This window comes from Thalassospira sp. MCCC 1A01148, assembly GCF_001613795.1.
Classification (GTDB): Bacteria; Pseudomonadota; Alphaproteobacteria; order Rhodospirillales; family Thalassospiraceae; genus Thalassospira.
The window spans coordinates 1,454,175-1,469,971 of record NZ_LPVZ01000020.1; the positions used below are offsets into that span (position 1 = coordinate 1,454,175).

Here is a 15,797-nt window from a genome sequence, read left to right on the forward strand (position 1 = left end):
AGATGGCCTGATCCAAAGGCCTGCTCTGTCGGCTGGGCGGTCTTGAGGCTGATTTTGGCAATCAACCCGTTCTGGCCTTGAATGTCATATCGCATTGCGACTGTCGCGCGGCAGCACAAGTCATTATTTTCAATGCGGTAGGTTGCAAAATCACATCGCGTGATGGTTGCTGAACCTTGACCAGAACACACCGGAAAATTCTCCGGATCAACCTTGTTGAATTCAATCGTAGCAGTCGGCGGGTGGGTGTCAAGGACGTATTTGGTTATATTTTGCGCAATTGGTCTAAGAGATTAAATTTTGATCACAAAGATCCCCCGTTCCCGCCCAAAGATTTGGACAGGTTGGACGATGGTTCCAAAAATATGAAAATCAGCAAGCACTTACCGCACATGCGAAGGGCGAAATGCATTGCCGTGGTGTGATGTCCTAGTCGCGGAAACCGGGGTCCAGCCGGTCGGCAAGGCGCATTTGCGCGTCCCATTCCAGAGCAACGTCCCCGTCGTCATAGGCCATCTGGCTGAATTGTTCGGAAACGCGTTTGATGATGGTGTCATCAATGGCCCGAAGCGGACGTCCCATCGCCAAAGTGGATTCCTGAATCTCGCACGCGCGATTGAGATAAAACATGTTGGAAAACATTTGTCCGGCGGTTGCGCCAACCGTCAACAGGCCATGATTGCGCAAGATCAGGGCGATGTTTGTACCGAGTGCTTCAACGATTCTCTCGCGCTCCTCAAGATCAAGCGCGATGCCCTCGTAGTCGTGGTACCCGATCTGCCCGTAATACTGCAGCGCGATCTGGTTAAGTGGCATCAATCCTTCTTCAAGGCACGAAACTGCAAATCCCGACCGTGTATGGGTATGCATCACCCAGGCGGCATCATGACGCCCGATATGTACTGCACTGTGAATGGTAAAGCCTGCCGGGTTTACCCGGTACGGGCTGTCGGCGACCTTGTTTCCGTCGACATCGATCTTGACCAGCGAAGAAGCGGTAATTTCCTCCCACATCAGCCCATAGGGATTGATCAGAAAATGCCCCGGCTCGCCGGGAACGCGGGCCGAAATGTGAGTATAGATCGTGTCCGTCATCTTGTAATGCGCCGCAAGCCGGTAACAGGCGGCAAGTTCGATGCGGCACTGCTTTTCAGCCTCGCTGATTTCGGTGTCGCTCATGACGCTGGTGGGGGCGTCCTTCTGTGTTGCGATATGCATCCCGGACTCCATTGATCTGATCAAACGGCTTTACTCTTTGATATACACTTGTTTAACTGAGGATGGAACCAAAGCGCAAATTTTCTTGTGTTCGTACCCGTAAATCGGGTGCGACAATCAGGGGAAATGGCGCTGAAAATGACTGTTCAGGGGGCTTTGACTGATGGCGGCGGCAGAACCGATTTATGGTGTTCTTCTTAGCGATTCGATGGATCTCAAAAGCTATTATTCGCTTGATTTCGGGGATGCGGCCCCGGATGTCCGCCTGCTCAAGCCCGAAGAAGTCACCAACCCGGATCTGATCCGGTTCGCGGTTTGCTGGCTGCCGGGTCCGGCGGCTTTTTCGCCCTATCTCAACATTGAAATGGCGATGTCGGTTGGCGCCGGTGTCGATGATTTGCTTAAACATCCCGGCTTGGGCAAGGATGTCGCGATTTGTCGGGTGCGCGACCCCAATCAGGCACATTTGATGGCGGGTTATGCCGTGCATGAAGTGGTTCATGTCGAACGCGGCTTTGCCCAGATGCAGCAAAATCAGGCCAGGGCGGAATGGGCCCCGCCCGCGATCCGCCCGCCACGCGATCTTAAGGTTGCCGTGCTTGGCCATGGATCCATGGGGGCATGTGTTGTTCAGGCCCTGGCGGCTTCTGGCTTTAGCGTTTCGGTGGCGTGTCGGCGGGACCCGAGTGATCCGGTCGAAGGCGTGCAATATTTCACCGGTAACGACTCGGTTCTGCAATCAGTGGCCGGACAGGACGTTGTCATCAATGTCTTGCCGCTCACAACCGAGACAGAGGATGTTCTCAATACCGAACTGTTTTCAAAAATGGCCAGGGGTGGCTGGCTGATCCAGATCGGACGCGGCGAACATCTGGTCGAGGATGATCTGGTCGCGGCCCTTGATAGTGGTCAGCTTGCCGGGGCGACTCTTGATGTGTTTCGCACTGAACCGTTGCCATCTGACCATCCCTTCTGGACGGATCCGCGCCTGCGCATCACGCCACATATCGCCAGTGATACGACGCCGCATATCGTCGCCGAGCAGGCCCTGCAATCCGCGCGTGAATTGCATGCTGGCAAACCGCTTAGCCTCGCTGTCAGCCGCGGTCAGGGCTACTGACCGGTCTGTTGGGCATGGTCGCACCCAATTGCGGTCTTGAAACCAAATTGAAATTATTCAATTGTATAACAGTGTGCCGTCGCCTTCCTGTCGGCCTGCGATTCGTCATCCTTTCGGGAACCGGGAATGAGCCGAAAAACATTTCAACGCCTGTCGCTTGATGTGCGCCGCCGCAGTTTGATGGAAGCGACATTGACATGTGTCGCGCGCCACGGGCTGCATGGGGCATCGGTGCGCCGAATCACCGAGGAAGCCGGGGTGACGGTCGGGCTGGTGCGCCATTATTTCGGCAGCAAGGATGACATGATCCGCAATGCCTATGCCTATCTGGTCGGGCAACTGACGGCACAGGCCAGTGAAAGCGCACGTGCCACCGAAGGCACACCAGAAGCCAAACTGGCAAGCTTCCTGCGCGCAAATATGACCAAGCCGAACATGGACGAAGAAACGGTTTCGCTATGGGCGACCTTCATTGGCCGGGTGCGCCATGATCCGGGCTTCGCCGAAATACATCGCGATGGCTACCGCGAGTTTCTCAATGTGCTTGAAATCCTGATCGAACCGGTCCTGATCCAGCACGGTTGTCCCTATAGCGTTACGATTTGTCGCAACCATGCGATTGCCCTCAATGGCCTGATTGATGGCCTTTGGATGGAAGGGGCGCTTAATTCCGGCTTGTATGCGCAGGATATCCTGCCCGATCTGATCACGGGTGCTGCCGAACGCTTGCTTGATTTACCGGCCGGGGCGCTGTCTGCGCCCGATATCGCACTGCAATCCACCCAACATCCCACACAACAAAGTAAACCGTCATGAGATACGCGAAGATTACCGATCGTCTTGCCGAACTGGGTGGGGCAAAGTGGGCCGTCCACAACACCGCCCGTGATCGCGAGGCCGAAGGTGCCAAGATCATCGAACTGACAATTGGTGAACCTGACATTCCTGTCGATCCGGCCCTGATCGACGCGTGCGAGACCTCCATGCGGCGTGGCCGCACCCATTATTCCAATGGTCGGGGCGAGGTCGGGTTGCTTGATGCGCTGGTGGAAAAATACAAACCCGTCTGGCCGGATGTTACGCCTGAAAACATCCTGTGTTTCCCCGGCACGCAGACCGCCCTTTATACCGTCATGACGGCTCTTGTGGATGCCGGGCAAGGCGTGCTGGTTGGTGATCCCTATTACGCGACCTATGCCGGGGTAATCCGTGCATCGGGCGCAGAACTGCAATCGGTTCCGCTGTCGATCGAGCATGGCTTTATCATGCAACCCGATGACCTGCGCGCGGCCATCACCAGGGACAGCCGTGTGTTGCTGCTTAACACGCCACACAATCCGTCCGGCGCGCTGCTGGATCGCGCAACACTGGTCGAACTTGGCAAGATCGCCATCGAACATGATCTGTGGATTGTCTGTGACGAGGTCTATGAGGATCTGGTGTTTGAAGGCACCTTTGCCTCCCCGCTTGAAATCGAAGAGCTGCGTGATCGCACCATCGTCACATCCTCGATCTCGAAAACCTTTGCTGCCACCGGCTTTCGCAGTGGCTGGGCCGTTGGCCCCGAAGAACTCTGTACCAAAGTCCTGCCAATTTCCGAAACCATCCTGTTTGGCAATCAGCCCTTCATCGCCGATGCGACCGAGGTGGCACTTCGCGGCAATTTCGATACGGCCGCGCGTATGTGCAAAAGCTATGCTGCGCGCGTGGACATGATCGAAACCGAACTTGCCGGCTGCGATGTGCTTAAACCGGGCAAGGTATCAGGCGGCATGTTTGCCATGATTGATGTCGGTGCCACCGGCATGAATGGCGAAGAGTTCGCCTGGGGGCTTTTGGATGATCAAAACGTTGCCGTCATGCCCGGTGCTTCTTTTGGCGAAAATGCCAAAAACCTGATCCGCGTGGCGCTGACCGTCCCCGACGAAGAACTTCGCGAAGCCATCAAGCGCATCCGGGCCTTTGCCGTTTCTGCCGCGGCGAAAGTCACTTAGCCGCCGAAACATTAAGTGCCTGCCATTTGCGCCGATAAACCGATGCAGACATCCCGACATGTTTGCGGAAGGCAGACCGGAAGCTTGATGGTTCGGAATACCCGACATCGTTTGCAATGTCGTCGATGGCCATTTGGGTGGTTTCAAGCAGTTGTTTGGCCTCTTCAATGCGCAAGCATTGAATATACTCGGCCGGCGACTGGCCCGTTGCCCGACGGAAACGGCGCAAAAAGCCGCGTGCGGACATCCCGCTGCGTTCCACCGCCTCTGTGACGGGCGATGCATTCATATAGTTCTCGGAAAGCCATACTTGTGCATTGGTTATGATTTTGTCTTCGTGCTGGCGCGCATTGGCCAAAGAGGCAAAATTAAGTTGGCCATCATTATGTGTGTTCAGCAGCCATACTTTGGCGACCCGTCTTGCGGCTTCAGGGTCTACAAGTCGTGCAATCAAATACAGGATCAGATCGGCCCATGAAGATGCCCCGCCCGCTGTGATGAGGTTGTGACCCTCACCGGCTGGGCACAGTATGCGTTCCTTGCAAATTCGAATGTCTGGAAACTGGGATGATATGATATCGGCAACTCCCCAGTGTGTCGTGGCTTCCTTGCCATCGAGAACACCGCTTGCAGCCAACAAAAATGTCCCTGAACATATCGATGTGACTGTTGCACCCGTGGCGTGAATTTTTGCAATCCAGTCTGCCAGCCCTGCCAAATCCTTTGGAAGTGGTTGAGAAAAGTCTGCATGGATATCGGGAACGATCACGAGATCGGGCAACGGTTCCGCATCAATACGGTCGTCAGGTGTGACCTTGCGGCCATTGACGTCAAGGTATGGTGCACCGTCCAGCGTGCGCAGGCTCGCCTGAAAGTATGGTTTGGGAGACGGAGTGACACCATGCAGGAGCTCCCAGTCCCGTCCAACAGAAGCCAGCACATCAAGAATCGAGAAAGCAACTGCAGTTCCAACATGCGGGCTTCCGATAATAACTGTTTTTATCGGTATCTGCATAACATTTCCCATAAATGTGTCTGATAATCACCGGTTTGGTCTTTTTGCGTTCTACAACCCTTTGGTTGGGCCGTCTATACCCACTTCGTAAGCGGCGCACAAACGACGCCGTATTGATGTTGGAGAGCGAAATGACTGTTCAGGAAAAAATTACGACATTCGATGAAGCCAAGGCGGAAGCCTTCGCCACCCGTTTTGTTGATGCCCTATCAGATGCAGCGATGGTGTTGATGACCTCGGTGGGGCATCGACTGGGGCTTTTTGATACGTTGGCAGATAACCCCGGCGTAACCTCTTACGAACTGGCAGATCTGGCCAATTGCCGCGAACGTTATGTTCGTGAATGGCTTGGTGTCATGGTGACAGCCAAGGTTGTTGATTATGATCCGGTGGCTCGGACCTATACGCTGCCCGGTGAACACGCAGCCTTCTTAACCCGTGCTGCATCCCCGAATAACCTTGCCGTGACCAGCCAGTTCATTGGTGTCACTGCGTCGGTAGAGGACGAAATTCTGATCCGGTTTGGATCCGGCGAGGGGCTTCACTACGGTCATTTTAATCGTTTCCACGAAGTCATGGCCGAAGACAGCGCGCAATTGGTTGTCGCCAATCTCGAAACGGGTATCTTGCCGATTGTTCCGGGCTTGCATGAAAAACTGACGGCCGGGATCAAGGTGGCGGATGTTGCGTGTGGCGCGGGACGGGCAATGCTGAAGCTTGCCGAAATCTTCCCCAACAGCACCTTTACTGGTTTCGATCTGTGTGAGGATGCCTTTGCGCCAACAAGGATTGAAGCCCGTGACAAGGGACTCAATAACCTTTTCTTTGTCGCCAAAGACCTGTCGGATCAGGACTCCATTGGTTCCTTTGATCTGATTACCGCCTTTGATGCTGTGCATGATCAAAAAGACCCACAAGGTTTCCTGAAAATGATCCGGGCCTCATTGGCAAAAGACGGTGTATTTCTGATGCAGGATATCGGTGGTTCACGGGATCTGGAAAAGAACATCGAAAACCCGTTTGCGCCCCTGCTCTTCACGCTTTCCAGCATGCATTGCACACCGATTTCCATCGGTCAGGGTGGTCCCGGTCTTGGTGCAATGTGGGGTGTTGAAACCGCGCAGGAATACCTGACAACTGCCGGGTTCTCATCGCTTGAAACCCATCGCCTCAGCCATGATCCGATCAACGCATACTTTGTTGGCCGGGTCTGAGGATAAGCCGTGAAATGTTGGCTGTTGGCAGCATTTCCGCGCTTTGAGTGGTGTCTGCGGTGCGCTCCCTCATTTATTTCCCCTCCCCTGAGGGGGCACCCGCAGCGCCACAACTTTCAGACACTTGATGACCCCGAATTCCAAGGACAAAAATGATGGAAGCCGTGAAACAGGATGATGTCCTGATTATTGGGGCGGGCCTTTCAGGGCTTGCTTGTGCCAGGGCACTTGCCCGGCGTGGCATTTCTGCCCGTATCCTCGAAGCTCACACCCGTGTGGCCGAACCCTGGCGCAAACGCCACCCGGCTTTGCGCCTGAACATTCATCGGCATTTCGCATGTCTGCCCGGTCGCAAGCCGCCGACAGGCGATGGTGTCTTTCTCAAACGTGACAGCGTCATTTCCTATCTGGAGGATTACGCCAGCGATATCGATGTGCCGATTGATTTCAGCACAGAGGTCCTGTCGATCAAGCGATGCGTGTTTGGCTGGCATGTCGAAACCCGACATACCGTCTATCAGGCAAAGAACGTCGTCTTCGCCACCGGGCGGGATCGCATTCCGCATATCCCCGACTGGCAGGGCAAGGACACCTTCAAGGGAACATTGCTGCATGCCCGCGATATTGGCGATGTGGCGCAGTTCGATGGCAAACGTGTTCTTGTCGCAGGGGCCGGAAATTCGGGCTCGGATGTTTTAAACCACCTTGCACGACACAACCCGGCCGAGGTCCTTGTCTCGGTTCGCTACGGACCTGCTGTGGTGCCGTCCCATGTTTTCGGGTTTCCGCTGCATCGTCTGGCGCGCGGTTTCGCCATGATGCCAACCGCACTTGTTGATCAGGCGTTTCGGTTGACCCAGCGGCTTTTCCTTGGCGACTTGGCGAAATTGGGATTGCCGTCCCATCCTGATGGGGGCGGAACACGCCTGATGCGCGATGGTATTGCCTTCGCGATTGATGACGGATTTGTTGATGCCTTGAAAAAAGGTCGGTTTCGCGCGGTGGCAAATGTCAGGGCGTTTAACGGGCATGATGTGATTTTGGCCGATGGCAAACGCGTGCGGCCGGATGTGGTCATTGCTGCCACCGGTTACCGTACCGGATTGCAAAAGCTGTTAAGTCACCTGGGCGCAGTTTCATCAGACGGGCAACCGTTTCATCCATCCGGTGAGGCCGACTGTCACAATCCCGGTCTTTGGTTCACTGGCTATCGTTCCGGTTACACCGGGTATTTTGACGCAGCGCGTAAAAGTGGCGACAAGATCGCACGCGCCATACATGACAACCTGTCGGCAAGTCATCGGGTGTCGGTCAACCAAACCGCCAGGCAGTCAGGCCCGATGGCCCGGCAAACTGGCATATGAGGCACCCCGACGCCAGGAAAACAGACCCCGCAACCAGTGGCAGCGGGGTCTGGTTTTATGTTCGGTTCTATGATTTGGGCATATCACCGCGGATGATATAGGCCAGTGCCGCAACCACCTGTTCAGGTTCGCGCGCCACACCATTGGCCGCACCATCGACTTCCTTCAACGCGTGATCATGCTCGGCGGGATGAAGCGTGATGTACGGAATGCCAAGGGCGGCGGCATAGCCGGCATCAAAGGCCGCGTTCCACTGCTTGTATTTCTCGCCAAAGCGAATGACGGCAAGGTCGGACTGTGACAGCAGCGTCTTGGTGCGCATGGCGTTAAGCTGCGCGCCCTTGCGGTCATGCCAGAACTTGTTTTCTTCCGCGCCAAAAACGGCAACGCCGCAATCATCGGAATCTTCATGCACGGTTACAGGGGCAACCAGATCAACCGGAAGGCCGGCTTCCGCAACACCCGTCTCAATGCGCTCGCGCCAGTCGCTGTGAATTTCGCCCGACAAATAGACGGTCCAGACTTTGCTCATGGTCTTCTCCTTGCGCGCTAATCGAAATGCTTTTTTCTAGCCTACTGACTGATCGATTTTGCGATTAAGTGCAACATCGGTTTGGAAAGAGCCTGCCAACGCATGAAGAAGTAGAAAAACAATTAAACTTTAAATAGAATTTGTTGCGATCATGTATTTGTTTTTCGTTCAATCTTGAGGCGGGAGGGTTTGAGGATATGGCAATATACAGACTTTGGCGGCAGCCATTCACTGAGATATTGATGGAAGTTGATGCTGGATCCGACATTGATGCTCTTAAACATTTTGCCCGGAAGCTCGACGAACCTCTAACACTGGATGATTCGGAGAGTATGTCTCCATACGTGATGGATTTTATGGAGCCAAACAAATCATCCAAGGAAAGAAATCAAAAAATCTCCCTCTTTTTGGAAGTGAGTAGTTCATGATTTCCCACCCTGACTTGAAGAAAGCATACATCAAACTAGAGTCTTCGGACGGCCCCGTAAAACACGTTCTGGTATTAGAAACCACTCTCGAACTCGACAATCAAAGTCCAGCATTTGATTCGGGGCGTTTGGACGACTTGATACATTTTGCTTCCGAGGAATTCCGAAAGAGGCAAAATGTTTTGGAGCGTGTCGATCTTATCCCAGCGTAAAAACCATATTGCAGACAATGCGCATCCTCTTCAGAACGATTTTAAATAGATGCAACACCACGAAACGACAAAACCCGTCGCCAAAGGCAACGGGTTTTGAATGGTGGAGCCGATCAGGATCGAACTGACGACCTCTACAATGCCATTGTAGCGCTCTCCCAACTGAGCTACGGCCCCACTTTGTCCGCGACGCAGTCTGATGAAACAGGCTCTGCGGCGCGGCGCATATTTAGAAGGTTCGCCAAATATTGGCAAGACCCTTTTTCAAAATTTCTTAGCGATCGTCGTCGTCTGATTCGACGTGCTCGTATACTTCGTTCAGATCGTCGTCGTCTTCGCCAAGATCAGATGCATCTTCGAGGATATCCTCGTCGATATCGCCATCGACATCATCATCAAGGTCGTTGACGTCATCGACGTCTTCGTCTTCTTCCGGTGCCGGTTTGGCAACAGCGGATTTCTTGACCTTGGTCACCCCGTCGGGCGTCTTGCATTTCGGGCAGACGACCGGGGTCCGGTTCAGGTCGTAATACTTGGTACCACAGGCGAGGCAGTGACGTTTCTTACCGCGTGCTGACATTACGGCAAATCCTCTTAATTACCGTTATCAATTAAGAAAAAGACTTTGTGTCGCAAAAGCGCAGCAAGGCTGCGCACAGCGTCTTGTCTGAAAGGCCCAATTGCCATCTTGTCGGCCCCTTGTCAAAAGGAAATTGCGCGATTTTCCCTTTGGTAGTGAGATGGGATAAATCTGCCGCACATTGGTGCAAATTCCCATCCCGAATTTCGGGTTCGATACTGGTGCGTGCCAACCGCTTGTGCTAGAGCATTGGTCCCCTGATTAAAAGGCCCGCGCGCGCCTGAAAACATGGCCGCAGCGCAGCGCTTTTTCAATCAGCCTTTTTGTTGATGATAAAACAGTGACTGGCAGGTACGAGCCCATGAGTTCTTCGCAAACCAAACGCCCGCTTTCCTCGGCCAAGGCCGGGCCGCTTTCGGGTGATATCCGGGTTCCGGGTGACAAATCTATTTCTCATCGTTCCCTGATGTTTGGTGGTCTGGCGATCGGTACGACCAAGGTTACCGGTTTGCTTGAAGGCGAAGATGTTCTGGCAACTGCGGATGCCATGCGCAAACTTGGCGCCAAAGTGATCCGCGACGAGGATGGCACCTGGCATGTCACCGGTGTTGGCGTCGGTGCGCTGCGTGAACCTGATAGCGTGATTGACATGGGCAATGCGGGCACCGGTATTCGCCTGATGGCGGGCATTGTTGCCACCCATCCGATCACAACGTTTTTCACAGGCGACGCATCGCTCTGCAAACGCCCGATGGGGCGTGTTGCCGATCCGCTGTCCGAATTTGGCGCGCAATTCATCACCCGTGATCGCGGCCGTCCGCCAATGGCGGTGATTGGCACGGATGAGGCCAAGCCAGTGACCTATACCCTGCCGATGGCATCCGCCCAGGTGAAATCGGCTGTGATGCTGGCCGGTCTGAACACAACAGGCACAACCACCGTGATCGAACCCAAACCGTCGCGTGATCATACCGAACGCATGCTGCGTCACTTTGGCGTTGATGTGGATGTGAAGGTCAATGACGATGGTGGCCGCACGGTCAGCCTGACCGGCCCGGTCGAAATGAAGGCGGCTGATATTGTGGTTCCGACCGATCCGAGCTCGGCCGCATTTCCGATGGTGGCCGCACTGATCAATCCGGACTCCCACGTCACCATTCGTGATGTCTGCCTCAATCCGCTGCGCACTGGCCTGATCACCACCCTGATTGAAATGGGCGGTGACATCACGATCACCAACGAGCGCGAAGAAGCTGGTGAAACCATCGGCGATCTGGTGGTGACCGGCAAGAACAGGCTCAAGGGCATTGTCGTTCCGGCTGAACGTGCACCATCCATGATCGATGAGTATCCGGTTCTGGCCGTGGCCGCAGCCTATGCCGACGGTGAAACGCGCATGTGCGATCTTGAAGAATTGCGCGTGAAGGAATCAGATCGTCTGGCCGCTGTTGCCGCGGGTCTTGAAGCCAATGGCGTGATCCATCGCATCGAAGGCGATGATCTAATCGTGACCGGCGGTGTTGTGCCGGGCGGTGGCATGGTGGAAACCCATCTTGATCACCGCATTGCCATGTCGTTCCTCGTTCTGGGTCTTGGCGCAGAAAAGCCGGTTGCGGTTGATGATGCCAACCCGATTGCGACAAGCTTCCCCAACTTCGAAGGTTTGATGGCGGATATGGGCGCGAAATTTGCCCTGCATTCCTGATCAGGCCGACCAATATATAAGTCACGATCAGCACTTACATATAAGCAGCAGTATAATCACAGGGAGTGACCCCATATGATCATCGCCATTGATGGGCCTGCCGCGTCCGGCAAGGGGACCTTGGCACGTCGAGTCGCAGACGCAATGGACTATGCCTATCTTGATACCGGCCTGCTTTATCGTGCGACCGGCGCAAAAGTTCTGGCTGAAAATGGCGACCCGGCTGATGAAGCCGTGGCGGTTTCTGCAGCCGAAAATCTGACGGCGGCCGATCTCGAGGACGAGGCCTTGCGCAGCGAGGAAGTCGGCACCGCTGCCTCAAAAGTTGCAGCGATTCCAAGGGTTCGCGCCGTATTGCTTGATTTTCAGCGCACCCTTGCCCGCACCCCGCCGGGGGGGAAGCGCGGCGCTGTATTGGATGGCCGTGACATCGGAACCGTGGTTTGTCCGGACGCGCCGATCAAGTTTTACCTGACGGCAAGTGTGGAAGAACGTGCAAACCGTCGGTTCAAACAGTTGCAGGAAAAAAATCCCGCTGCTATATACGAGCGCGTTCTTAAAGAGCTTGAAGAACGGGATGCCCGAGACAGTGCTCGCGATGTCGCACCGCTCAAGATGGCAAATGACGCAATCCATATTGATACGGACCGTCTGAATGCCAACGCAGTGTTCGATGCCGTCATGGCACATATCCATACCCATATGGGTGCGGATGACTGATCAAAAGGCGTTTTAACCGTCAGGCGTTGAACAATTCCGAGGTACCGGTCCTTTGGCCTGTTCCTAAGGTGAACGACTTGTGCGTTCACCTTTTCGTGTATGGAAGGTTCGCCTTTGCATGCGTTCGGGTTTGAACAGTGAATGACAAATCGCCGCAATTTTGCGGCAAAGACCACCGGACACAACCGGTTGGCCAGAATACAGTGACGATACTCGAAAGGAAGTCTGGTTTATGACCACCGCTGAAGAAGCACAATTCTCAACTGGCGAAGATTTTGCCGCCCTGTTGGCTGAAACCCTTGGTTCGGAAGACGAAGGTTTTGTCGGCCGCGTAATGACCGGTTCGGTCGTTAAGAAAACCGACGATGATGCCATCGTCGATGTCGGCCTGAAATCCGAAGGCCGCGTTCCGCTTAAAGAATTTGGTACCGGCGAAGTAAACATTGGCGATACCGTCGATGTTTATGTCGACCGCTATGAAAACAAGGATGGCCTGATCGTCCTGTCGCGCGAAAAAGCGCGCCGCGAAGAAGCTTGGGTTGAGCTGGAAAAACAGTTCTCCGATGGCAAACGCGTCGACGGCACCATCTTTGGTCGTGTTAAAGGCGGCTTCACCGTTGACCTGTCGGGCGCAGTTGCGTTCCTGCCGGGCTCCCAGGTGGACATCCGTCCGGTTCGTGACGTTACCCCGCTGATGAACAACCCGCAGCCGTTCCAGATCCTGAAAATGGATCGTTCGCGCGGCAACATCGTTGTTTCGCGTCGTGCCGTTCTCGAAGAGACCCGTGCAGAACAGCGTGCTGAACTGATCCAGAACCTTCAGGAAGGTCAGGTTCTTGACGGCGTTGTCAAAAACATCACCGATTACGGCGCGTTCGTCGATCTCGGCGGCGTTGATGGCCTGCTGCACGTTACCGACATCGCTTGGAAACGTATCAACCATCCGTCCGAAGCCCTTCAGATCGGCCAGACTGTTAAAGTCCAGGTTATCCGCTTCAACAGCGAAACCCAGCGTATCTCGCTTGGCATGAAGCAGCTTGAAGCTGATCCGTGGGAAGGCGTCGAAGCCAAGTACCCGGTCGGTTCGAAGTTCGAAGGTCGTGTCACCAACATCACCGATTACGGCGCATTCGTCGAACTCGAAGCTGGTGTCGAAGGCCTGGTCCACGTTTCCGAAATGTCCTGGACCAAGAAAAACATCCACCCGGGCAAAATCGTTTCGACCTCGCAGGAAGTCGAAGTCATGGTGCTCGACGTCGATGCCCAGAAACGTCGTATCTCGCTTGGTCTCAAGCAGTGCACCTCGAACCCGTGGGATGCCTTCCTGGCAGCTCATCCGGTCGAGTCCGAGATCGAAGGCGAAGTCAAGAACATCACCGAATTCGGTCTGTTCATCGGCCTCATGGGCGGTATCGACGGTATGGCTCACCTTTCGGACCTGTCCTGGGACCGTGCTGGTGAAGAAGTCATCAAGGAATACAAAAAAGGCGACATCGTCAAAGCCAAGGTTCTTGACGTTGACGTCGAAAAAGAACGCATCTCGCTTGGCATCAAACAGCTTGCTGGCGATCCGTTCAAAGAAGCCGTTACCGGCATCAAGCGTGGCGAAGCTGTAACCTGTGAAGTTACCGAAGTGAACGACGGTGGCATCGAGGTTTCTGTTGGCGACACCGAACTCAAAGGCTTCATCCGTAAAGCTGAGCTGGCGCGCGAGCGTTCTGAACAGCGTCCGGAACGCTTTGCAGTTGGTGAAAAAGTCGACGCACGCGTCACCGCAATCGATTCCAAAACCCGCAAGGTTTCCCTCTCTGTCAAAGCACTTGAAGTTGCTGACGAGAAGAAAGCAATGGCGGATTACGGTTCGGCAGACAGCGGCGCATCGCTCGGCGACATCCTCGGCGAAGCTCTGCGCAAGAAGCAGGAAGGCGGCGAATAAGCCACCCTCTGACGAAATACGCTCTGCAGTTTTGCAGAACGAAAAGACGGGTCGCGCATTGCGCGGCCCGTTTTCTTTTGTGCTGATGGTGCCGAACACAGTCACCGATGTGCATGATACCGGTGAATGGCGCATTGGTCGGATGGGCTGGATGTTGTGTCAGATTATATATCGCAGGCTTTATGGGGCGGATTTTTTGCCCGACTCTGCCGATATCGGCGAATTTCGCGAAAATTTTGATTTTAAACGCTTTTTGTTCTTGCCTTCTGGCGTGATAAAAACCATTTGAAAAGGTGGTTTTCGGGGTTATCACCCCGGTTAAGTATTTGATTGAACAATTAGAACCGGAACACTCTGATGGCATTGGATGCCGATATCCTGCTGGATCGACGTCGACTGAAGAAATCCGTCTTTCGCTGGCGCGTGGTGGCGGTGATTGCCGTGCTTGCGGTGATCGTGGTCGGCTTGTCGGGCACCGGTGTGAAGGACAGTGTACTGGGCGGCCTTGGGCCCCGGATTGTCGAAGTCACCGTTGAAGGCGTGATCACCGAAGATCCCTATCTTCTTGATGCGCTGCGCGCGATCGAGGAAGACAGCGACGTTGTCGGTGTGATTGTCCATATCAACAGCCCGGGCGGCACCATGGTTGGTGGTGAAACGCTGTTTGAGGCGTTGCGTCGCATTGGCGAAACCCGCCCGCTTGTCGCTGAAATGGGTACGGTTGCCGCATCCGGCGGTTATATGGCCGCGATTGCCGCAGATCATATCATTGCGCGCCGTGGCACGATTACCGGCTCGATCGGGGTGATTTTCCAGTCGATGAATTTCAATGGAACGCTTGAAAAGCTTGGTGTCGAACCGCTGACGGTGAAAAGCGGTCCGCTTAAAGCGGCACCCAATCCGTTCGAACCCGTTGATGATGTTGCAAAATCGGCCATGCAGGGCCTGATTTCGGACATGTTTGACGTGTTTGTTGAAATGGTCGCGACCCGCCGCGACATGTCGGTGGATACCGTTACGACTCTTGCCGATGGCCGTGTCTATACCGGTCAGCAGGCAGTCGCGAACGGATTGATTGACGAAATTGGAGGCCGTCGTGAAGCCTTGCGCTGGCTTGAGGAAGAAGCCGGTGTCACGACGGATGCACAGGTAGTGCCACTTGAGATCGAGTACCCGGAAGACGATTTGATGAGTGCTGTTCTTGAGGGAAACCTTGGAAAAGTGCTGTCATCTGAGGGGCTTAAACTTGACGGTTTGCTGGCGGTCTGGCAACCTGAATGAGAGCTTTTCTGAGACATAATCTAATCCGTGGTTGAGTGAGACTGTCAGCTTCAACAGGATGGGGCCTGGAAATGACAAAATCTGAATTGATCGCCCGCCTTGCCGAGATGAATCCGCATCTCTATCAGCGCGACGTTGAACGGATTGTTGCCACGATCTTTGACGAGATCACTGATGCGCTTGCGCGTGGCGACCGGGTCGAGCTTCGCGGCTTTGGCGCATTTTCCGTCAAACAGCGCGATGCCCGTATCGGGCGTAATCCGCGTACCGGGGATGCCGTCCCTGTCGGTGAGAAAAAGGTTCCCTATTTCAAAACCGGCAAACAGCTTCGCGAACGTTTGAACTGATTCCTGCCTGATCTTGTCTGACCGGCGATTGGGCGCGTATCGCACCTGCGTCACCCGCAACCTGCCCGATCTGGTCGGCGCGCAACACACAAAAACTGTGTGACCGTCGCCATGGCTTTTGTCCGGTTCTT

The 15,797-nt window shown here is 54.6% G+C and carries 15 protein-coding genes and 1 tRNA gene; 11 read left to right on the top strand and 5 right to left on the bottom strand.

What is annotated here, in order from left to right:
* Window positions 1-429: 429 nt before the first annotated feature.
* Window positions 430-1,218 (bottom strand): class II aldolase/adducin family protein, encoded by a 789-nt coding sequence (locus tag AUQ43_RS16190; RefSeq protein WP_232310708.1) that lies wholly within the window; start codon window positions 1,216-1,218, stop codon window positions 430-432.
* 163 nt (window positions 1,219-1,381) lie between these two features.
* Here AUQ43_RS16190 and AUQ43_RS16195 point away from each other — a divergent pair, with 163 nt between their 5' ends.
* The 3 genes from AUQ43_RS16195 to AUQ43_RS16205 all read left to right on the top strand — a co-directional run bounded on the left by AUQ43_RS16195 (window position 1,382) and on the right by AUQ43_RS16205 (window position 4,332).
* On the top strand, window positions 1,382-2,338 hold the full coding sequence (locus AUQ43_RS16195) for an NAD(P)-dependent oxidoreductase (RefSeq protein ID WP_062957203.1): 957 nt from the start codon (window positions 1,382-1,384) through the stop codon (window positions 2,336-2,338).
* A 126-nt stretch (window positions 2,339-2,464) separates the two neighbouring features.
* Window positions 2,465-3,154, top strand: coding sequence for a TetR/AcrR family transcriptional regulator (locus tag AUQ43_RS16200; RefSeq protein ID WP_062957204.1), 690 nt, complete (start codon window positions 2,465-2,467; stop codon window positions 3,152-3,154).
* Window positions 3,151-4,332 (top strand): pyridoxal phosphate-dependent aminotransferase, encoded by a 1,182-nt coding sequence (locus AUQ43_RS16205; protein WP_062957205.1) that lies wholly within the window; start codon window positions 3,151-3,153, stop codon window positions 4,330-4,332. The genes AUQ43_RS16200 and AUQ43_RS16205 overlap by 4 nt, the downstream gene beginning before the upstream one ends.
* On the opposite strand, the gene AUQ43_RS16210 is transcribed toward AUQ43_RS16205, so the two are convergent.
* Window positions 4,325-5,347: a GlxA family transcriptional regulator gene (locus AUQ43_RS16210; protein WP_198157174.1), complete on the bottom strand. Its 1,023-nt coding sequence runs from the start codon at window positions 5,345-5,347 to the stop codon at window positions 4,325-4,327. The genes AUQ43_RS16205 and AUQ43_RS16210 overlap by 8 nt on opposite strands.
* A gap of 131 nt (window positions 5,348-5,478) precedes the next feature.
* On the opposite strand from AUQ43_RS16210, the gene AUQ43_RS16215 reads away from it, so the two are divergent.
* Window positions 5,479-6,561, top strand: a complete 1,083-nt coding sequence (locus AUQ43_RS16215; RefSeq protein WP_062957206.1) for a methyltransferase domain-containing protein — start codon at window positions 5,479-5,481, stop codon at window positions 6,559-6,561.
* Between the two features lie 155 nt (window positions 6,562-6,716).
* Window positions 6,717-7,925 carry an NAD(P)/FAD-dependent oxidoreductase gene (locus tag AUQ43_RS16220; RefSeq protein WP_062957207.1) on the top strand — a complete coding sequence of 403 codons (1,209 nt, stop codon included), beginning with the start codon at window positions 6,717-6,719 and terminating at the stop codon, window positions 7,923-7,925.
* A 67-nt stretch (window positions 7,926-7,992) separates the two neighbouring features.
* Here the strand turns inward: AUQ43_RS16220 and AUQ43_RS16225 are convergent, their stop codons facing one another.
* A complete protein-coding gene (locus AUQ43_RS16225) occupies window positions 7,993-8,457 on the bottom strand; it encodes a YtoQ family protein (RefSeq protein ID WP_062957208.1) in 465 nt (154 codons plus the stop codon).
* 242 nt (window positions 8,458-8,699) lie between these two features.
* Here AUQ43_RS16225 and AUQ43_RS16230 point away from each other — a divergent pair, with 242 nt between their 5' ends.
* Window positions 8,700-8,885 (top strand): hypothetical protein, encoded by a 186-nt coding sequence (locus AUQ43_RS16230; protein ID WP_147250442.1) that lies wholly within the window; start codon window positions 8,700-8,702, stop codon window positions 8,883-8,885.
* 313 nt (window positions 8,886-9,198) lie between these two features.
* On the opposite strand, the gene AUQ43_RS16240 is transcribed toward AUQ43_RS16230, so the two are convergent.
* Together AUQ43_RS16240 and AUQ43_RS16245 are read right to left on the bottom strand one after the other, a co-directional pair.
* Window positions 9,199-9,274: transfer RNA gene (locus AUQ43_RS16240), tRNA-Ala, on the bottom strand.
* A 97-nt stretch (window positions 9,275-9,371) separates the two neighbouring features.
* Window positions 9,372-9,677 carry an FYDLN acid domain-containing protein gene (locus AUQ43_RS16245; protein WP_062957211.1) on the bottom strand — a complete coding sequence of 102 codons (306 nt, stop codon included), beginning with the start codon at window positions 9,675-9,677 and terminating at the stop codon, window positions 9,372-9,374.
* Window positions 9,678-10,038: 361 nt separating this feature from the next.
* Here AUQ43_RS16245 and aroA point away from each other — a divergent pair, with 361 nt between their 5' ends.
* The 5 genes from aroA (at window position 10,039) to ihfB (ending at window position 15,666) form a co-directional block, all read left to right on the top strand.
* Window positions 10,039-11,382, top strand: coding sequence for a 3-phosphoshikimate 1-carboxyvinyltransferase (aroA, locus tag AUQ43_RS16250; RefSeq protein WP_062957212.1), 1,344 nt, complete (start codon window positions 10,039-10,041; stop codon window positions 11,380-11,382).
* A 75-nt stretch (window positions 11,383-11,457) separates the two neighbouring features.
* Complete coding sequence (cmk, locus tag AUQ43_RS16255; protein WP_062957213.1) at window positions 11,458-12,102, top strand: (d)CMP kinase; 645 nt, start codon at window positions 11,458-11,460, stop codon at window positions 12,100-12,102.
* A 232-nt stretch (window positions 12,103-12,334) separates the two neighbouring features.
* Window positions 12,335-14,038 carry a 30S ribosomal protein S1 gene (rpsA, locus tag AUQ43_RS16260; protein ID WP_062957214.1) on the top strand — a complete coding sequence of 568 codons (1,704 nt, stop codon included), beginning with the start codon at window positions 12,335-12,337 and terminating at the stop codon, window positions 14,036-14,038.
* 357 nt (window positions 14,039-14,395) lie between these two features.
* Window positions 14,396-15,319, top strand: a complete 924-nt coding sequence (gene sppA, locus AUQ43_RS16270) for a signal peptide peptidase SppA (protein ID WP_062957216.1) — start codon at window positions 14,396-14,398, stop codon at window positions 15,317-15,319.
* A gap of 71 nt (window positions 15,320-15,390) precedes the next feature.
* Window positions 15,391-15,666: an integration host factor subunit beta gene (gene ihfB / locus AUQ43_RS16275; protein ID WP_062957217.1), complete on the top strand. Its 276-nt coding sequence runs from the start codon at window positions 15,391-15,393 to the stop codon at window positions 15,664-15,666.
* The last annotated feature ends 131 nt before the right edge of the window (window positions 15,667-15,797 follow it).